At 70.3% G+C, this 17559-nt stretch carries 19 protein-coding genes and 1 tRNA gene; 10 read left to right on the top strand and 10 right to left on the bottom strand.

What is annotated here, in order from left to right; genetic code table 11:
* Nucleotides 1–40: 40 nt before the first annotated feature.
* From ACWGIG_RS11990 to ACWGIG_RS11975, 4 genes are all read right to left on the bottom strand, one after another.
* Nucleotides 41–114, bottom strand: a tRNA-Met gene (locus ACWGIG_RS11990).
* A 50-nt stretch (nt 115–164) separates the two neighbouring features.
* The gene (otsB, locus tag ACWGIG_RS11985; protein WP_453321428.1) at nt 165–1004 is read right to left on the bottom strand and encodes a trehalose-phosphatase; all 840 of its coding nucleotides are present in this window, start codon (nt 1002–1004) and stop codon (nt 165–167) included.
* Nucleotides 1005–1139: 135 nt separating this feature from the next.
* Nucleotides 1140–1439, bottom strand: coding sequence for a DUF3263 domain-containing protein (locus ACWGIG_RS11980; protein ID WP_453321427.1), 300 nt, complete (start codon nt 1437–1439; stop codon nt 1140–1142).
* A 10-nt stretch (nt 1440–1449) separates the two neighbouring features.
* Complete coding sequence (locus tag ACWGIG_RS11975; protein WP_453321426.1) at nt 1450–2736, bottom strand: ABC transporter substrate-binding protein; 1287 nt, start codon at nt 2734–2736, stop codon at nt 1450–1452.
* A gap of 259 nt (nt 2737–2995) precedes the next feature.
* Here ACWGIG_RS11975 and ACWGIG_RS11970 point away from each other — a divergent pair, with 259 nt between their 5' ends.
* The 5 genes from ACWGIG_RS11970 (at nt 2996) to ACWGIG_RS11950 (ending at nt 8639) form a co-directional block, all read left to right on the top strand.
* The gene (locus tag ACWGIG_RS11970) at nt 2996–3901 is read left to right on the top strand and encodes an SIS domain-containing protein (protein ID WP_453321425.1); all 906 of its coding nucleotides are present in this window, start codon (nt 2996–2998) and stop codon (nt 3899–3901) included.
* Nucleotides 3902–4264: 363 nt separating this feature from the next.
* Nucleotides 4265–5242 (top strand): ROK family protein, encoded by a 978-nt coding sequence (locus tag ACWGIG_RS11965; protein ID WP_453321424.1) that lies wholly within the window; start codon nt 4265–4267, stop codon nt 5240–5242.
* The gene (nagA, locus tag ACWGIG_RS11960; protein WP_453321423.1) at nt 5242–6417 is read left to right on the top strand and encodes an N-acetylglucosamine-6-phosphate deacetylase; all 1176 of its coding nucleotides are present in this window, start codon (nt 5242–5244) and stop codon (nt 6415–6417) included. The genes ACWGIG_RS11965 and nagA overlap by 1 nt, the downstream gene beginning before the upstream one ends.
* Before the next feature lie 154 nt (nt 6418–6571).
* Complete coding sequence (locus tag ACWGIG_RS11955) at nt 6572–7513, top strand: 1-phosphofructokinase family hexose kinase (RefSeq protein WP_453321422.1); 942 nt, start codon at nt 6572–6574, stop codon at nt 7511–7513.
* Nucleotides 7514–7790: 277 nt separating this feature from the next.
* Nucleotides 7791–8639: a class II fructose-bisphosphate aldolase gene (locus ACWGIG_RS11950; RefSeq protein WP_453321421.1), complete on the top strand. Its 849-nt coding sequence runs from the start codon at nt 7791–7793 to the stop codon at nt 8637–8639.
* Nucleotides 8640–8722: 83 nt separating this feature from the next.
* Here ACWGIG_RS11950 and ACWGIG_RS11945 read toward each other — a convergent pair whose 3' ends face one another.
* From ACWGIG_RS11945 to cdgB, 3 genes are all read right to left on the bottom strand, one after another.
* Nucleotides 8723–9739 (bottom strand): carbohydrate-binding protein, encoded by a 1017-nt coding sequence (locus ACWGIG_RS11945; RefSeq protein WP_453321420.1) that lies wholly within the window; start codon nt 9737–9739, stop codon nt 8723–8725.
* 13 nt (nt 9740–9752) lie between these two features.
* Nucleotides 9753–10184: an IS607 family transposase gene (locus ACWGIG_RS11940; protein WP_453321419.1), complete on the bottom strand. Its 432-nt coding sequence runs from the start codon at nt 10182–10184 to the stop codon at nt 9753–9755.
* A 114-nt stretch (nt 10185–10298) separates the two neighbouring features.
* On the bottom strand, nt 10299–11957 hold the full coding sequence (cdgB, locus tag ACWGIG_RS11935) for a diguanylate cyclase CdgB (RefSeq protein WP_453321418.1): 1659 nt from the start codon (nt 11955–11957) through the stop codon (nt 10299–10301).
* 370 nt (nt 11958–12327) lie between these two features.
* On the opposite strand from cdgB, the gene ACWGIG_RS11930 reads away from it, so the two are divergent.
* A complete protein-coding gene (locus ACWGIG_RS11930) occupies nt 12328–12930 on the top strand; it encodes a flavin reductase family protein (RefSeq protein WP_453321417.1) in 603 nt (200 codons plus the stop codon).
* Between the two features lie 130 nt (nt 12931–13060).
* Here ACWGIG_RS11930 and arfB read toward each other — a convergent pair whose 3' ends face one another.
* Nucleotides 13061–13489 (bottom strand): alternative ribosome rescue aminoacyl-tRNA hydrolase ArfB, encoded by a 429-nt coding sequence (arfB, locus tag ACWGIG_RS11925; protein ID WP_453321416.1) that lies wholly within the window; start codon nt 13487–13489, stop codon nt 13061–13063.
* 200 nt (nt 13490–13689) lie between these two features.
* Between arfB and ACWGIG_RS11920 the strand changes: the two genes are divergently transcribed.
* Entirely contained in the window at nt 13690–14265 is a 576-nt protein-coding gene (locus ACWGIG_RS11920) for a TerD family protein (RefSeq protein WP_453321415.1), read from the top strand.
* A gap of 60 nt (nt 14266–14325) precedes the next feature.
* On the opposite strand, the gene ACWGIG_RS11915 is transcribed toward ACWGIG_RS11920, so the two are convergent.
* On the bottom strand, nt 14326–15207 hold the full coding sequence (locus ACWGIG_RS11915; RefSeq protein WP_453321414.1) for a hypothetical protein: 882 nt from the start codon (nt 15205–15207) through the stop codon (nt 14326–14328).
* A gap of 262 nt (nt 15208–15469) precedes the next feature.
* Complete coding sequence (locus tag ACWGIG_RS11910; protein ID WP_453321413.1) at nt 15470–15700, bottom strand: hypothetical protein; 231 nt, start codon at nt 15698–15700, stop codon at nt 15470–15472.
* Nucleotides 15701–15902: 202 nt separating this feature from the next.
* Between ACWGIG_RS11910 and ACWGIG_RS11905 the strand changes: the two genes are divergently transcribed.
* Genes ACWGIG_RS11905 through ACWGIG_RS11895 form a run of 3 tightly spaced genes read left to right on the top strand, consistent with a single transcriptional unit; the run spans nt 15903 to nt 17557 of the window.
* A complete protein-coding gene (locus tag ACWGIG_RS11905) occupies nt 15903–16172 on the top strand; it encodes a hypothetical protein (RefSeq protein WP_453321412.1) in 270 nt (89 codons plus the stop codon).
* Nucleotides 16138–16674, top strand: a complete 537-nt coding sequence (locus ACWGIG_RS11900) for a DUF6879 family protein (protein ID WP_453321411.1) — start codon at nt 16138–16140, stop codon at nt 16672–16674. The genes ACWGIG_RS11905 and ACWGIG_RS11900 overlap by 35 nt, the downstream gene beginning before the upstream one ends.
* Nucleotides 16675–16702: 28 nt before the next feature.
* Nucleotides 16703–17557 (top strand): helix-turn-helix domain-containing protein, encoded by an 855-nt coding sequence (locus tag ACWGIG_RS11895; RefSeq protein ID WP_453321410.1) that lies wholly within the window; start codon nt 16703–16705, stop codon nt 17555–17557.
* Nucleotides 17558–17559: the final 2 nt, after the last annotated feature.

Genomic DNA, 17559 nt, shown 5'->3' with positions numbered 1-17559 from the left:
CGGGACTCTCGCGAGTCCCGGGCCTTCGGATCCTGCACAGTAGCGGGGACAGGATTTGAACCTGCGACCTCTGGGTTATGAGCCCAGCGAGCTACCGAGCTGCTCCACCCCGCGTCGGTAAACCTGACAGTACGGGGTTTCGGGTGCGGTGGGAAATCGATTCCTCACTGCGCCCGGGAGAGGCGCCGCGCGAGGGACGCCAGGAAGGCGGTCACCTCGGCGGGTCCCGGCAGCAACACGTCCGCCTGCTCGGCGAGTTCGGGAATCGCCGTGCCACTGCACACCAGCAGCCCGGGAAGTCCTTCGGAGCGGAGTTTCTGGACGGCGGCGTAGGCGGGGAGGTCGCCGAGGTCGTCGCCCGCGTAGAGGACCGAGGCCGCCTCGACCTCGCGCGCGTACTCGGCCAGGGCAACGCCCTTGTCCATGCCCGGCGGCCTCAACTCCAGTACCAGGCGCCCCGGTTCGAGGATCAGGGCGTGCCGGGCGGCGAGCTCGGCGAGGGGTGCGCGCAGTGCCTCGAAGGCGGCCTCGGGGTCGCTGGCGCGGCGGGTGTGGACGGCGAGGGCCTGCCCCTTCTCCTCCACCCAGGTGCCGTGCCACGCGCCGTGCGCGTCGAGCACTCCGGGCAGCTCGGCGCGGACGGCGGCGATGCCGGGGTGCGGAGCGGGGGCGCGGACGGTGCCGGTACGGGCGTCCCAGCGCTCGGCGCCGTAATGGCCGAGGACGGTGAGGTGCTCCAGGCCGGGGACCCTGGCGAAGCCCCCGTACCGCACGGCGACCCCGGCCGGCCGGCCGGTGACGATGGCCACGGACGCGACGAGCGGCGCGAGCGCGGCGAGGGCGGGGACCACGCCCCGGTGCGCCCGGGCCTGCTCGGGGTCCGCGACGATGTCGGCGAGCGTGCCGTCGAAGTCGAGGGCGACGAGGGCGCGTTGAGGCGCGGAGAGGATCGCGGAGAGGGCATCGCGACCGGCGGAGGTGGACGGTTCGGGAAGAGTGTCCATGGCTCCGACCATACCGGGGACAGCGGTCGGGGCCGCCCCTTCAGGGACGCGGGGAACTGCGCGACCAGCCACGACGCACCCGCACGACGACCACCCGCCGCCCTGCGCCGAGCGGCCGGCAGCAGGGGCACTCCCTTACCTCCGCCCCCGCATCCCTTCCCTCACCCGCCGCAGCCGGTTGACCGTCACCGGGTCGTGGACGAGTGCCCGCTCGTCGTCCAGGAGCGCGTTCAGCAGCTGGTAGTAGCGCGTGGGAGAGATCCCGAGCTGCTCCCGGATCGCCCGCTCCTTCGCGCCGGGCCCCGCCCATCCCTGCCGCTCCACGGCGAGGACGGCCAGTTCCCGCTCGGAGAGGACCGACGCTAGGCCGGGGCCAGGACCTGCACCCGACTCCTCGACCTCGACCTCGTCCTCGTCCTCGTACGGCACATCCATACGCCCCAGCCTATTGCGCGCTGTCCGTCGTCGCCGCTTCCCGCGACAGCGCCCCCAGCACGCCGCCCGGCGTGTTCGGGTCCTCGACCGTCTTGCCGATCTCCTTCTTGATGTTCTCGCTGACCGTCGCCCACGACGTCTTGGCGACCGGGTACAGCTGCGAATTCGGCAGCACCGCAAGGAACTTGCGGACCTTCGCGTGCTTGCCGTCGGCGGCCATCTTGTCGGTCGCGGTGACGGTCGGCGGCAGCAGGTCGAACTCCTCGGCGAAGGTCGTCACGTTCTCGTCGTTGTACGCGAAGTCGAGGAACTTGCCGATCTCCTTGCGGTGACCGCTCTTCCGGAAGCCCATCATCCAGTCGGCGACGCCCATCGCGGGCTGGACCTTGCCGGTCTCGGACGGCAGCGGCACCATCTCGTACTCGACGCCGTTCTTCTCCGCCTGCTTCATCAGCGACGGGTGGCCGTTGACCATGCCGACCTCGCCCTTCGCGAAGGCTTCGAAGGCGGCCTTGCGGTTGAGCTTGCCGGGGGCGACGGGGCCGGTCAGGCCGGGCTTGACCAGGTCGTTCTTGAGGAATTCGAAGGCGCCGATGTTGCTGGCCGAATTGATCGTGTACGTACCGGTCTCATCGGTGTAGCCGGAGCCGGCGGACAGCATCCAGTTCATGGTCTCCGCCTGCGCCTCCTCCGGGCCGAGCGGCAGCGCGAACGGGTACTTCACGCCGTCCGCCTTGAGCGCCTTCGCGTCGGCGGCGAGTTCGGCCCAGGTCTTCGGGGCGGAGGTGATGCCGGCCTTCTCGAAGAGGGTCTTGTTGTAGAACATCAGCCGGGTGCTGCCGACGAACGGCATGCCGTACTGCATGCGGTTCACCTCGCCCGCGCGGGCGAGCGATTCGAGGAAGTTGGCGTGGGTCGGGATGGAGACCAGGTCGTCGACGGCGTACAGCTTGCCGGCCGCCGCGTAGTCGGCGTACGCGCCGATCTGGGCGATGTCCGGGTCCTCGCCGGCCTCGACCATCTCGGAGACCTTGCGGTCCACGTCCTCCCACGAGTGGATCGAGACGTCGACCTTGATGCCGGGGTTCTTCGCCTCGAAGGCGCGGGCGAGCTTGTTCCAGTACTGCTTGGTGCCGTCGCCGCCGTCGAGGTTGTAGTCGGCGGCGACGAACTTCAGGGTCACCTCGTCGGAGCCGCCGATGCCGAGCGTGCCGCAGCCCGCGACGGTCGCTGTCATACCGAGTGCGGCTATCGCCGCGGTCAGACCCAAGAAGCGCCGCTGCACAGCCCGTTCCACCCTTTGTTGCCCGTTTTAGTGACGTTTTGCGTTGATGTGTACGGCGCTCTCGTGAAGCCGACCGCGTTCCATCAACACCCTTGTCCGCATGAGTTGCGAGAAAATGCGATGAGTATCGATTTTCCCCCATGCGTGACCGCGAGGTCTACACCACTTGGGTATCTCTTCCGCAACACCTTCCGCAAATCACGTACGGCCTGCTAAGCAGAGCTTCGACAAGGTCTTCATGGTCATCCACGTTCCCGAGGAGCCGTCGCGCATGTCCCGCACCGCAGTTGAGATAGCCACCCAGCCGACCTGCTGGCGGCGCGCCGTCGAGTACGCGGCCGACTTCGAAGGCCTTCCCCTGCCTGGTGAGCGCGTCGCGGTCACCGGCTGCGGCACGTCGTGGTTCATGGCGATGGCGTACGCGGCGCTGCGCGAGGCGTCGGGGCAGGGCGAGACGGACGCGTTCGCCTCCTCCGAATTCCCGGCGGGGCGGTCGTACGACCGTGTGGTGGCAATCACGCGCTCGGGCACGACGAGCGAGGTCCTGACCCTCCTCGGCGAGGTCCGCGGCAAGGTCCCCACCCTCGCCCTCACCGGCGACCCCAAGACCCCGATCATGGACGCGGCCGACACGATCGCCGTCCTCGACTGGGCCGACGAGGAGTCGGTCGTCCAGACCCGCTTCGCGACGACCGCCCTCGCCTTCCTGCGCGCCGGCCTTGAGCGCACGGGAACGCTCCCGGCCGGGGTGAAGACGGTCACGGCTGCCGCCGTCGACGCCGAACTCGCCCTCACGGAACCCCTCCCCGAGGCGGTCACGTCGGCCGAGCAGTGGACGTTCCTGGGCCGCGGCTGGACGTACGGGCTCGCCCAGGAGGCGGGCCTGAAGATGCGCGAGGCGGCGGGGGCGTGGACGGAGTCCTACCCCGCGATGGAGTACCGCCACGGTCCCATCTCGATCACCGGACCGAACCGGGTGGCCTGGATGTTCGGCACGCTGCCCGAGGGCCTGGCGGGCGACGTCACCGGCGTCGGCGGGACGGTGGTCGCGCACGCCACCGCCGACCCGATGGCGGACCTGATCCGCGCCCAGCGGCTGGCGGTCGTCCTCGCGGAGTCGAAGGGCTACGACCCGGACCACCCGCGGAATCTGTCGCGCAGCGTGATTCTGGGCTAGGGGTACGGGGGGGTGGCGGCCCGGCGCGCGCTGCGGGGCCGCCACCTCGCCCGGCCAACCCACCGTTTCCCGGGCTCCGCCCGGGCCCCGGGATTGCCCGTCCGGGCGGATTTCTGTTCCGCGCGGGCGCGTCGTGGCCGGCAGCGCAGTTCCCCGCGCCCCTAAAAACCTGCCCCCAGCCCCCGCCCCCTTGGGCGTCGTGGCCGCCCCCGGGGGCGGAACGGGCGGGCAAGGGGGCGGCCCCCACGCGGAGCGCGCCCCCTCCGCGACCGCACGCGCTCGCCGCCGCCCCACACCCCACGCACCGCGGCCAGCGTCCCAGTGGACTAGACCTGTCCGGGGTCGACGGGCGACACTGACCCCGTGAAACACGTCATCGCCCTCGATGTGGGCGGCACCGGAATGAAGGCCGCCCTGGTCGGGACCGACGGCACCCTCCTCCACGAGGCCCGCCGCCCGACCGGCAGGGACCGCGGCCCCGAAGCAGTCGTCGAGTCGATCCTCGCGTTCGCCGAAGACCTCCACGCCCACGGCGAGACGCAGTTCGGCGAGAGCGCCTCCGCCGCCGGAGTGGTCGTACCCGGCAACGTCGACGTGGCCAACGGCATCGCCGTCTACGCCGCCAACCTCGGCTGGCGCGACGTCCCGCTGGGCGCCCTCCTCGGCGAGAGGCTCGGCGGTATCCCCGTCGCGCTGGGCCACGACGTCCGCACCGGCGGCCTCGCCGAGGGCCGCGTCGGCGCGGGCCGGGGCGCCGACCGCTTCCTCTTCGTACCCCTGGGGACCGGTATCGCCGGCGCCATCGGCATCGCCGGCGCCATCGAATCCGGTGCGCACGGCTGGGCGGGCGAGATCGGCCACATCGTCGTACGCCCCGGCGGCGTCGAGTGCGGCTGCGGCCAGCACGGCTGCCTGGAGCGGTACGCATCCGCCTCCGCGGTCTCCCTCGCCTGGGCCCGGGCGAGCGGCGATCCCGCCGCCGACGCCGCCGACTGCGCGAAGGCCGTCGAGAGCGGTGACCCCAAGGCCCTCGCCGTCTGGCACGCGGCGATCGACGCGCTCGCCGACGGCCTGGTCACCGCGATCACCCTCCTCGACCCCCGCACCCTCATCGTGGGTGGCGGTCTTGCCGAGGCCGGGGAAACCTTGTTCGTACCGCTGCGTGCGGCGGTCGCCCGACGCGCCACGTTCCAGACGCTGCCGACGATCGTGCCGGCGGCCCTCGGCGACACGGCCGGCTGCCTGGGCGCCGGCCTCCTCGCCTGGGACCTGCTCGCCACGCACGAAGGCACCGATGCTCACGGCAACCCCGCCACCACCCCCACGGAGGTAACCGACTGATGGCCAGCAACAAGGTCCAGGTCCTGTCCGGCGCCAAGGTGGTGCTCCCCACCGGGACCGTCGAGGGCGGCCGGGTCATCGTCGACGGTACGTCGATCGCGGGAGCGCTCCCCGACGGGACCGGCCCCGAGAGCAACGCCGACACCCCCGCCCTCGACCTGACCGGCCACTGGATCGTCCCCGGCTTCGTCGACATGCACGTGCACGGCGGCGGCGGCGCGTCCTTCACCTCCGGCACCACGGACGAGGTCCTGCACGCCGTCCGCACGCACCGCGAGCACGGCACGACCACCATGGTCGCCTCCACGGTCACCGAGGAGATGGACGTCCTGGCGTCCCGCGCCGCCCTCCTCGCCGAGCTCGTCCAGCAGGGCGATCTGGCCGGAATCCACTTCGAGGGCCCGTTCATCTCCCCGTGCCGCAAGGGCGCGCACAGCGAGGGCCTGCTGCGCGACCCGGACCCGGCGGACGTGCGCAAGCTGATGGACGCGGCGCACGGCACGGCGAAGATGTTCACGCTGGCCACCGAGATGACCGGAGGCATCGACTCCGTACGTCTGCTCGCCGAGAACGGCGTGATCGCCGCCATCGGCCACACCGACGCCACGTACGAACAGACCGTCGAGGCCATCGACGCGGGCGCCACCGTCGCGACCCACCTCTACAACGCGATGCCCGCCATCGGCCACCGCACCCCGGGCCCGATCGTCGCGCTCCTCGAAGACGAGCGCGTCACCGTCGAGCTGATCAACGACGGTACGCACCTGCACCCGGCCTCCTTCCGGTTCGCCTACCACCACGCGGGCCCGGCGCGCGTCGCGATGATCACGGACGCGATGGACGCGGCTGGCTTCGGCGACGGCCGGTACCAGCTCGGCCCGCTCGCCGTCGACGTGAAGGACAGCGTCGCCCGCCTCGTCGAGGGCGGTTCGATCGCGGGCTCGACCCTCACGCTCGACACGGCCTTCCGCCGCTCGGTCACCCTCGACGGCCTCTCCGTGGAGGACGCCGTACGGTCCCTTTCGGCCAACCCTGCCCGCCTCCTGGGCGTCGACGACCGCGTCGGCTCCCTCGAACCGGGCAAGGACGCCGACCTCGTCGTCCTGGACGCGGACTTCGCGGTCGTCGGCGTCATGCGCAAGGGCGAATGGGTGATTGCACCCCAACTGGGTTGATTCCCTGCCCAATTGTTTTGAAGTGGCTGGCCCGGCCCCCTGGGCCAGCCACTCTTCTTTTGGCATGATCCCCCTGGCAGACAAGCCAGAAAGCGCTTTCCAAGGCACTGAGTACCGAATATCGCAGGCAACGCTACGGGGGTGGATGCGGATCATGACCACGATCCTCACCGTCACGCTGAACACCGCACTCGACCTGACCCACCACGTCCCCCGGCTCGTCCCGCACGCCTCGCACCGCGTCACCGGCGTCGCGGAGCGCCCCGGCGGCAAGGGCCTCAACGTGGCGCGCGTACTGGCCGCCCTCGGCCACGAGACGGTCGTCACCGGCTTCGCGGGCGGCGCGACGGGCGAGGTCCTGCGCACACTCCTCGCCGCCGAGTCCCCCGTCGACGCGCTCGTCCCCATCACCGGGAACACCCGCCGCACACTCGCGATCGTCGACGAGTCGACCGGCGACACGACCCAGCTCAACGAACCGGGCCCGACCGTCACCCCGGCCGAGTGGGAGACCTTCCTCCGCTCGTACGAGGAACTCCTCGGCGGCGCGCAGGCGGTGGCCCTCTGCGGAAGCCTCCCGCCGGGCATCCACGTGGGCGCGTACGCGGACCTGGTCCGCCACGCCCGCACGGCCGGGGTCCCCGTCCTCCTGGACACCAGCGGCGAACCCCTCCGGCGGGGCATCGCCGCCCGCCCCGACCTGGTCAAGCCCAACGCCGACGAACTCTTCCAGCTGACCGGCTCCCGGAACGCTCCGACGGCGTCGGCCGATGCGCGCCGCAAGGGCGCACACGCGGTCGTCGCCTCCCTCGGCCCGGACGGCATCCTCGCCACGACGGACGCGGGCGTCTGGCAGGCCACACCCCCCGCCCTCGTACGGGGAAACCCCACGGGTGCGGGCGACTCGGCGGTCGCGGGCCTCCTCGCGGGCCTGGTCACGGGGCTCCCGTGGCCGGACCGCCTCGCCAGGGCGGTGGCCCTGTCGGCGGCGACGGTCGCCGCCCCGGCGGCGGGCGAATTCGACCGGGCGACGTACGAGTCGCTGCTCCCGCAGGTGAAGGTCACCCAGCACGACAGCGGCCCCACACCTCGGTGAGTCTTCGTGCGGGCACGTCGTGGCTGATCGCGCAGTTCCCCGCGCCCCCAACTGCCTGCCCCCGAGCCCCCAGCCTCCTTGGGCAGGCCGCTACCGCCGTCCCCTTGGGCAGCGGGGCCGCCCCCCGGGGGCAGTGGGGTCTCCCCTGCTCCTTAAGAGCTTGGGGAAGGGTGGGCAAGGGGGCGGCCCCCACTGCGGCCCCCGCCCTCCGCGACCGCACGCCCTCGCCGCCGCCCCACTCGCACCCGCACCCGCACCCGCAGAACAGGGACCTCACATGCCACTCGTCACCACCGGTGAACTCGTAGCTTCCGCCGCCTCCCGAAGCCACGCCCTCGCCGCCTTCAACGTCATCACCCTCGAACACGCCGAAGCCATCGCCACCGGCGCCGAGCAGGCCACCTCCCCCGCCGTCCTCCAGATCTCCGAGAACGCCGTCAAGTTCCACGGCGGCAACCTCCTCGCCCTCACCGCCGCAGCCGCCGCCGTCGCCCGCGCCTCCTCCGCCCCGCTCTCCCTCCACCTCGACCACGTCGTCTCCGTCGACCTGCTGCACGCCGCGCACGAGGCAGGCTTCAGCTCGGCGATGTTCGACGCGTCGAAGCTCTCCTACGACGACAACGTCAAGGCGACCGCCGAAGCCGTCCGCTGGGGCCACGAGCGCGGCATCTGGATCGAGGCCGAACTCGGCAAGGTCGGCGGCAAGGACGGCGAGGCGCCCCTCGACGCGCACGCCCCGGGTGTAAGGACCGACCCCCAGGAGGCCGCCGCTTACGTCGCGGCCACCGGCGTGGACGCCCTCGCCGTCGCGGTCGGCTCCTCGCACGCCATGACGGAGCGCACCGCCACCCTCGACCACACCCTGATCGCCCACCTCAAAGAGGCGGTCCCGGTCCCCCTGGTCCTGCACGGCTCCTCGGGCGTCCCCGACGAGGAGATCCGCCGCGCCGTCGCCTCGGGCATGGTCAAGATCAACGTCGGCACGGCCCTCAACACGGCCTTCACCGGCGCGGTCCGCGCCTACCTCGACACGAACCCCTCCACGGTCGACCCCCGCAAGTACCTCGCCCCCGGCCGCGACGCGATGTCCGCGACGGTGGCGCACTTCCTGACGACGATCGGCTGACGCCCGGCCCGGACAGCACACGTGAAGGCCCCCGCCGGAACCGCCCGGCGGGGGCCTTCACGCACATCCGGTCTACCGGCCCACTAGCTCGACGGCTTCTTCCAGCCCTCGGAGAGCGACACTCCGGCGAGGTTGGCCTCACAGCCCGAAGGACACGAGATCACCAGGGAGTTCTCGCCCTCCTTGAGGGCCACGTAGGAGTAGGTGTTCTGCCACCCCTTCTCCCAGTCGCCCGCCGGGGAGCTGCCGTAGTTCTTCATGTTCACGCCCGTGCTGTGCGGCTTTCCGTTGACCGTCAGGTCCGCCTTGGCGTCCTTGCCCGGAATGCCGTACGCGGCGGACAGCGTGTACTGGCCCGCTTTCGGCACCTTGACGGTCCAGGTGGCCGACGCCCCCGGCTGGCTCAGCGGCACGTACGTCCCGGACTCCGACTTCGCCCCCGGGACGTCCTTGACCGCACTCAGCCCCGTCGACAGCTGCAACAGCCCCGCGTCCGACTTCGGCAGCTCGACCGGCGGCTTCTCGCCGTCCGTCGGCTCCTCCGTGGGCTTCGGCGGCTGGGTCTGGCCCTGGCCGGCCGTCGCGCCGTCCTTGCCGGACGCCTGGTCCTTCTCCCCGTCGCCCTTGCCGAAGTACAGCGCCGCACTGATGCCGACCACGACGGCCGCGACCACCGCGATCGCGCCGATCAGCAGACCGCGCGTATTGGGACCGCGCCCGCGGCCACCGCCGCCCTGACCTCCGGGGTGCGGAGCCGGCCGGCCCGGTGCACCGCCGGGCTGCGTCTCGGGCGCCGCGTAGTGCGGGCTGGGCTGCCCGTACTGCTGCTGCCCCTGCTGCTGCGGGAAGGGCTGCGTGGCCTGCGCCTGCTGGCCGTACTGCTGTCCCTGGCCCTGCGTCTGCCCGTACTGCCGCTCGCCGACCGCTCGCACCTGGTTGTACGACGTCCTGGGGACTCCGCGCTGCGAGGTCGGGCCCGGGTAGCCGTAGCCGCCGCCCGAGTTCGGCGGCTGAGCACCCGCCGCGCGACCGTCCTCATAGAGGTAGCCGAACGGGTCGTCGTCCTCGGGCGTGCTCGTGCCGTTGTTCCCGGCCGTCATCCCTGGTCACTCCTCACCATGTTCGCCAGCGTCGCCGACCCGGCGAGCCTACCGTTCCTCTGTTCCTTGGCCAGAGCCAGCCAAACGCCCCGTCCAGCCCTCGGCGTCCCTCGCTGAGACCCGAAGCGATATCCGTGAACACCCCGGCCAGTGGCCGCGCCCCTGCGGCCGCCCTCAGCCCGTCCACCTGGCGCTCCAGGCCTCCCTCAGCCTGCTGCTGGTGCGAAGGCACCCGCCCATACAGAACGACCTGTCCCCCGGGCCCCGACCACGAGCCCCGTCGGCGTCCCAGCGCCCGCAACTCTGCGACCACGAAGACCCGATGACCACCCGGCGAACGGCGATCCGGCAGCAGGCCCTCCTGGGTGTAGCGCCGCAACGTCCGCGAGGAGACACCCAACAACCTCATCGCCACCGAAACCGACACCAACTCCTCGTCGCCCATCACTCCACCCTGCCCAAAACGACCTACAACGACCTATGGAAACCGGGATCGTTCACAGTCCGGTGCGGCCAAAGGCCCTCTGGGACGTTGACCACAGCACGCATAAGGGCAGGACTAGCCCGCCCGCCTGTGCACCTTCGACCTGGACCGCTTTTCGATGTACATGCGCTGGTCGGCGGACTGGAGGACCTCGTCGACCGTCATTCCGCACTCCGCCCAGCCGATGCCGAAGCTGGCCCCGACCCGTACCGCACGGCCGTCGACGCGGATGGGAGGAATGATCGCGTTACGGAGCCGGACCGCGAGGTCCGCCGCGTCCGCGCTGCCCAGGCCGTCCGCGAGCACCACGAACTCGTCGCCGCCGAGCCGTGCGACAGTGTCGCCGTCCCGGACACAAGTGGTCAGACGTCGTGCGACTTCGATCAGAACCGCATCACCGGCCTGATGTCCGAAGCGGTCGTTGATGGACTTGAAACCGTCGAGGTCGCAGAAGAGAACGGCGAGGCCCTTCGTCCCGTCGTCCTCCACGCCCTCTTGAGGCGCGACCGTGTGCACGTGGTGGTCGTAGAAGCCGGGGTCACCCTCGCCCATCGGATCCCCGTAGAAGCCCTCGTCGTACGTCACGCCTTCGTCGTACGCCCCGTCGTAGGCGGCGTCCAGCGCCTCCACGGCCGTCGCGCGCACCGCGTGCGGGCGGCGGCAGAGCCGGGAGCTCAGCCGGGCCCGCAGCTCGGCGCTGTTGGGCAGGCCGGTGAGGCCGTCGTGGGACGCCCGGTGCGCGAGGTGGAGCTCGTGGCGCTTGCGCTCCTCGATGTCCTCGACGTGGGTGAGGAGGAAGCGGGGGCCGTCGGCGGTGTCGGCGACGACGGAGTTGCGGAGGTTGACCCAGACGAAGCTGCCGTCGCGGCGCTGGAGGCGGAGCTCGGCCCGGCCGCCCTCCGCGGACGTACGCAGCAGGATCCCCACGTCCTCGTGGTGGACGAGGTCGGCGAAGGAGTAGCGGCGCATCGCGGAGGCGGGGCGGCCGAGCAGACGGCACAGCGCGTCGTTCGTCCGCAACAGCCGGCCGTGCTGTTCGCCGCCCATCTCCGCGATGGCCATGCCGCTCGGTGCGTACTCGAAGGCCTGCCGGAAGGACTCCTCGCTGGCGCGCAGGGCCTGCTGCTCGCGCTCCAGGCGGACCAGGGCGCGCTGCATGTTGGAGCGGAGGCGGGCGTTGATGAGGGCGATGGAGGACTGGGACGCGTACATCGTGAGCGCTTCCTGGCCCCACGCGCCGGGGCGGCGCCCGCCGCGCGGCCGGTCCACCGAGATGACGCCGATCAGTTCGCCGTCGCCGCCGGACGCGTACATCGGCGCGTACAGCCGGTCGCTCGGGTGCCACTCGTCGGCGAAGCGCGGCTCCGGGCCCTCGGTGTGCCACTGCGGTACGTCGTCCTCCATCAGCACCCAGCCCTCGGTGTGCGGAATGAAGTGGAGGTCGCCCCAGCGCTCGCCCATGGACAGGCGGCGGTCCCAGGAGGCGCGCGAGCCGACACGGCCGGCGATGAGGGCTTCGGCGGCGGTGTTGCCCGCGAAGGCGGCGACGACGAGGTCCCCGTCGGGGCGGACCAGATTCACACAGGCGAGTTCGTACCCGAGGCCGGCGACGATGCCGTCGGCGACGGCCTGCACGGTGTCCGACAGGCTGCGCGCGGTGTTGAGGTCAGCGACCGCCCGGTGCAGCTGCCGCAGGGTCGCAAGGCGGACGTACGGCTCCGACTCGGCCTCCATGACCCGCTCCCCGAGACCTCGACAGCAACGACAGCAACTCCAGGCTTCTCATCGTCCGATTGCCACCGCCACTGAATCACAGCGCGCTGCTCCCCCGGTACACAGGGTCAACAAATACTTCCTTCTGTGACTCAAGTCACAAGCACGTACCGGAAGTTGATGTTTCTGATATGGGAGCGCTCCCGTGCTGCTCATGGGCCTGAGTGGCCGAAAACGGGCGGTGAACGGAGGACGGGGCGAGGGTGACGGGGAGCCTTGCGACGAAGGCTGCGGGGAGCCTTGTGACGAGGGTTGCGGGGAGGCTTGTGACGAAGGTCGCGGCGAGGGGACCTAGGTCCCGTCTGGTCCCTATGCCCGATGCGCCGGAGGCATGGTCCCGCCTAGCGTTGATCATGTGTTCCAGACGACTGAAGCCACCCCGCAAAGCACCCTCCCGCAGCCCCGCCCTGCCGCGATCCCCCATCCTGAAGGGGTGAGCGATGACGAGTTCCGTGCCGCGATGGCCCGTTTCACGGCGGGAGTGACTCTGGTGACGGCCCACGATGCGGACGGCGGCCCGCGCGGCGAGGACGTGGGGATGACGGCGACGGCCTTCATGTCGGTGTCGCTGGAACCGCCGCTGGTGATGGTGAGCGTGCGCAACGGCTCCCGCATGGACGACCTCCTGGCGGAGCAGCCGCTGTGGGCGGTCTCCCTCCTGTCCGAGAGCCAGCGGCACATCGCGGGCCGCTTCGCGATGAAGGGCCGCCTCAGCGACCGTCTCCTCTTCGAGGACATCGCGTGGACGCGGGGAGAGGTGTCGGGCGCACCGTTGGTGGGCGGCGCCCTCGCGGTCGTCGAATGCCGCACCGAACAGCGGGTCGAGGCGGGCGACCACACGCTGGTCATCGGCCGCGTACTGGCGGTCGACCTGCCCAGCACGGACGGCGGCCCCCTGACCTACTTCCGCGGCAAGTACCGCCAGCTGAGCTGAGCACCGGCCGAGCCGCACAAAGACGCGAGGCAGGGGCGCGGGAATGTCCTGAATGTGCGGCTCCACCGCGTGGGCGCGACCAGCCACGACGCACCCGCGGATTCAGAATCGCCCCGCCCGCGCCCGGCGATCAGTGCCAGTCCTTGCCCGTCCGCCCGCCCTTCGTCTGACTGCGCTGCTTCTTCTCGCGCAGCCGCCGCTCGTTGATCCCGCGCGGGATCTTCGTCGCCCGCCGCGGCCGGGGCGGCGGCGCGCTGGCCTCCGCGAGCAGTGAGGCGAGCCGCACGGCCGCCGTCTCGCGATTGCGCCACTGCGACCGGTGCTCGGACGCGTGGACGGACACGACGCCGTCAACCAGCCGCCCCGCGAGTCGCTCCAGGGCGCGTTCCTTCCACACCTCCGGCAGCGCATCGGTCTTGGCGAGGTCGAAGCGCAGCTCCACCCGCGTGTCCGAGGTGTTGACGTGCTGTCCACCCGGACCCGACGACCTGGAGAAACGCCACATGAGCTCGGCCTCCGGGAGGGAGACGGAGCCACGGATGATGTAGGGCCCGGACATGAGTCCATAGTCCCTGGTCGTCCCCCGCCCCGTCACACCGTTTTCGCCGTCGGGCGGCCTTCGGTTGCCGATTGGGCAAAGAAAGTAAAGAGAACCGCGCGAACCTGGAACTTCCTGGGACCCTGGCCGCGTTAGATGGGGTGACGGTAGCTTCGGCACTTGTAACCGAAGCCCGCACACCACGATGAAAGGGACATCCCATGGCAGTTAGCCTCAGCAAGGGTGGCAATGTTTCGCTCTCCAAGGAGGCCCCGGGCCTGACCGCCGTCACGGTCGGCCTCGGTTGGGACGTCCGGACGACCACGGGCACGGAGTTCGACCTCGACGCGTCCGCCATCGCGGTGAACCCCGCTGGCAAGGTCTACTCCGACGGCCACTTCGTCTTCTTCAACAACAAGGCGACGCCGGACCAGACCATCGTCCACACCGGTGACAACCGCAGCGGTGAGGGCGAGGGTGACGACGAGCAGATCAACGTCAACCTGGCCGGCCTGCCCGCCGACGTCGAAAAGATTGTCTTCCCGGTCTCGATCTACGACGCGGAATCCCGCTCGCAGAACTTCGGCCAGGTGCGCAACGCGTACATCCGCATCGTCAACCAGGCCGGTGGCGCCGAGATCGCCCGCTACGACCTGAGCGAGGACGCCGCCACCGAGACCGCGATGGTCTTCGGCGAGCTGTACCGCAACGGCGCGGAGTGGAAGTTCCGCGCGGTCGGCCAGGGCTACGCCTCGGGCCTGACCGGCATCGCCCAGGACTTCGGCGTCAGCGTCTGACGTCTCTGACCTAGAGGTACGAGCACCGCTCGACCCGAGGGCCCCGGCCACCGCACCTGCTCAACGCGGCGGCCGGGGCCCTCGCGGCTTGCGGATCTCGTACCGAATGCGGTCGGCCTTGCCGCGAACGACGTCGGCGGGCAGTCCGCTCTCCGGCCGCTCGTACGGAACACTCCGGCACGGCCCGCAGAGCCCACCGGGCAGCGCGTCAGCGGTCCCCGGAACACCACACCCGGTGCACTCCATGGTGATCAACCCCTGCACAGGACCCGGAAGTTCGGGCGGCATCTCATTGATCAGCCGCTGCTGTACGAAGCGGAAGGGATGCCGGACGGGGGTGGGCAGGCAGAAGGTCACGACCCACACGAACTGCGACTCGCTCATGCCGCGCTTGAACCACTCCCCCGCGAGGGGAGCGAGCGCCTCGCACGAGGCGGCGGAAAGCGGAAGCTGCGGCTCGGTACGGGCGATCCGGGCGAGGGCCCGGTAACCGCGCCGTTCCGCCTCCCCGGGCTCGTCCACCGCCGGCTGTTCCTTGCCGCTCTCGGGTACGTCGCCCACCAGCATGGCCCGCCACCAGGGCTCGGGCCGGGCGGTCCGGGAGAAGTAGGTCCGGGTGACGTGCCGGAAGCCGTCGCCCTCGATCCACACCTCCTCGCGGAACCGCCGCAGGTGCCCGGTACTGGAGAGGCGGCGCAGGGCGGAACCGATCGCCATCTGCCCGAACCCCTCGATCTCCCTGGCCAGCGCCTTGATGCTGATGTCGGACCCGTCGGGGAGCAGGTCGATGTACCGCGCGATGGCCGCTTCACGCCTGGGCAGGTGTGCGAAGGTGCCGCCGTTGAAAGGGAGTTGATCGGTCGCCGACCGCTTTCCGTACCCGGGCTTTGCCATCGGGTGGGCGGGCGCGTGCAGGGCACGGCTAAGCTGCGCAACAGCCATTGGGATTTCCTTCATGGGGATCGATCTCGGTGGTCAGACCCCTGTGTGGTGTGCCTAGCACCGCATGGGGGTCGTTCTGTTGTGACGCACGGTACACGCTCGCCACGCATGGTCGCGCCACGATCACAAAAAGTCATCTCACGGACGGCGTGGGCGAGTTGGCGCCTCACGCGCGTCGCGCCCCCGCGAAAAGGGTGGGTGGCGGGGACAAGTCCCACCGTCCATTCCTAGCAAAAGCGTCTCGACGATCAACCCTCGAATCTCAAGCGCCGAGCAGGACTGATTCCACCGCGTCCAGTGCCAGTTCCCACGGGTATCCCTCGGGGCGTCCCTGGCTGGGCGGGTTGGGGGTGAAGCCGTCTTCGCCGTACAGCACTGTGACTCCGGTCGAGCGGAGTACGTCGATGGACCGGTCCAGCTGAGGATGCTGGGCATAGGCGGCGGCGCAGACGGGCGGGGCGGCGGAGCAGAACAGGTACAGGGTGCGCGTCATGGGCCCATCCCACTCGGCCTGCGGGCAGTGCACAAACTTCCTCCCCGCCCGCCAGAATGTCGGCCATCGACTCCCCGAGTCTCAAGCGCCGTACTTGTGCCTCCTTGCCCAAATACCGCACAAGCGTGCGCTCTTGACGGTGCCTCACCTGCGAGTGAAGGTCGTGCAGCCAGTCGCAATCCACTAGGCACGGGAGATCGTCATGGAGCTACGGTTCATCGGCATTGACCCCAACACCGGGGGCGAGGGATCGCCAACGGTCTGGGTGGAGGAGGAAACAGCGGATCTGGTCGTTCAGGGCGAGACGGCCGACGAGTTGTTGAACGCACTGGCCGGTGAGACGGAGTGGGTGCCCGGGCATGCGCTCGGCGTACCCGCACATGAGACGGTGGTTCGCATTCCGGCCCGTATGGTGCCGATCCTGAGGAGGGCGTGCGATGCCGCAGAACGACGTGCCGAAGAGCTTCGCTGAGCTACTGGCCAACACTCGTCACAGCGCCGTACATCTGGAGATGCGCGACGTCTACGGCGTGGGCGACGAGGCCGAAGACTTCGAGCGCTTCAAGCGCACCGGAAAGGCAAACACCGACCCGAACCTGTCGTTCTGGCCGCATTGGGTACCGCTGGTGACCGACGCGATCTCACGGGGCGTGGTGATGCGACGAGCCCGCATAGTCTCCGAACCGGTCACGGACTACATCCGCTACGAGCACGCCATCACGCCGTTGAATCTCCAGGCCGGCGAACTGGTCCGGTGGCTGCCTCGACACCAGGCCTCGGACCTCGCGCTGCCCGGCAATGACTTCTGGGTCCTCGACGACCGGTTGGTCCAGTTCAACATCTTTACCGGCGCGGGCGATTGGGCTGAACGCGGCAAGCAGTTCACGGAGGACCCTGCGGTCGTCAAGCTGTGCACCACCGCCTTCGAGACTGTGTGGGAACGGGCAGTCCCACACGAGGAGTTCACCGTCTAGGCCCACGGATACGGAACAGCCACCACACATGACACGCCCCTCCCCGTCGTCCAGCGCCCAAGCCGCCCGCAAAGCCCTCGCCAACCGGCTCCAGGACATCCGCAAGGACGCTGGACTCAACGGGCGGGAACTGTCTGTCCGGTGCGGGTGGCACCCGGCGAAGACCACTCGCATCCAGACAGCCAGGGCCGCCCCTTCCGAAGCGGACATCCGGGCTTGGTGTACCGCGTGCGGCGCTGAGGACCAGGTACAGGACCTGATCGCCTCCGCCCGCGCAGTGGAGTCCATGTACGTCGAGTGGCGACGAGTACACCGGCACGGGATGCGCAAGGTCCAAGAAGAAGTCCTCGAACGGAACACGAGTGCACGCCTCTGCCGGACCTACGTCTCCAACGTCGTGCCCGGATTCTTCCAGACCGAGGCGTACGCGACCGCCCTACTGAAGTCCATCACACGGTTCCAGGGCACCCCCGACGACGTGTCCGAGGCCGTCGCCTCCCGGCTGGAACGAGGCCGTCTGCTGCGCGAGGGAAACCATCGCTTTGCCGTACTGATCGAGGAGTGGGTGCTGCGCTCCCGCCGGATCGCCGATGCCGAGACCATGGCCGAACAGTTGGAGCACCTACTCGCGGTAATGCCGCTCCCCTCAGTGTCGCTCGGGATCATCCCCACCTCGGCCCCGTGCGCCATCTGGCCGCTTGAGGCGTTCTACCTCTACGACGACCGGCAAGTCCTGGTCGAGACTCTGACTGCCGAGATCAAAGTCACGCAGCCCCGGGAAGTCGCCGACTACGCAAGGGCATTCACCGAGCTGTCCCAATCGGCGGTCTATGGACCCCCGGCCCGGAACCTCATCGCGGCAGCCATCGCCACTCTCGGGTGAAC

Source organism: Streptomyces sp. NPDC054863 (assembly GCF_053610825.1).
Note: the sequence above shows the minus strand (reverse complement) of the source record. Positions and strands in the feature narration are given on the sequence as shown.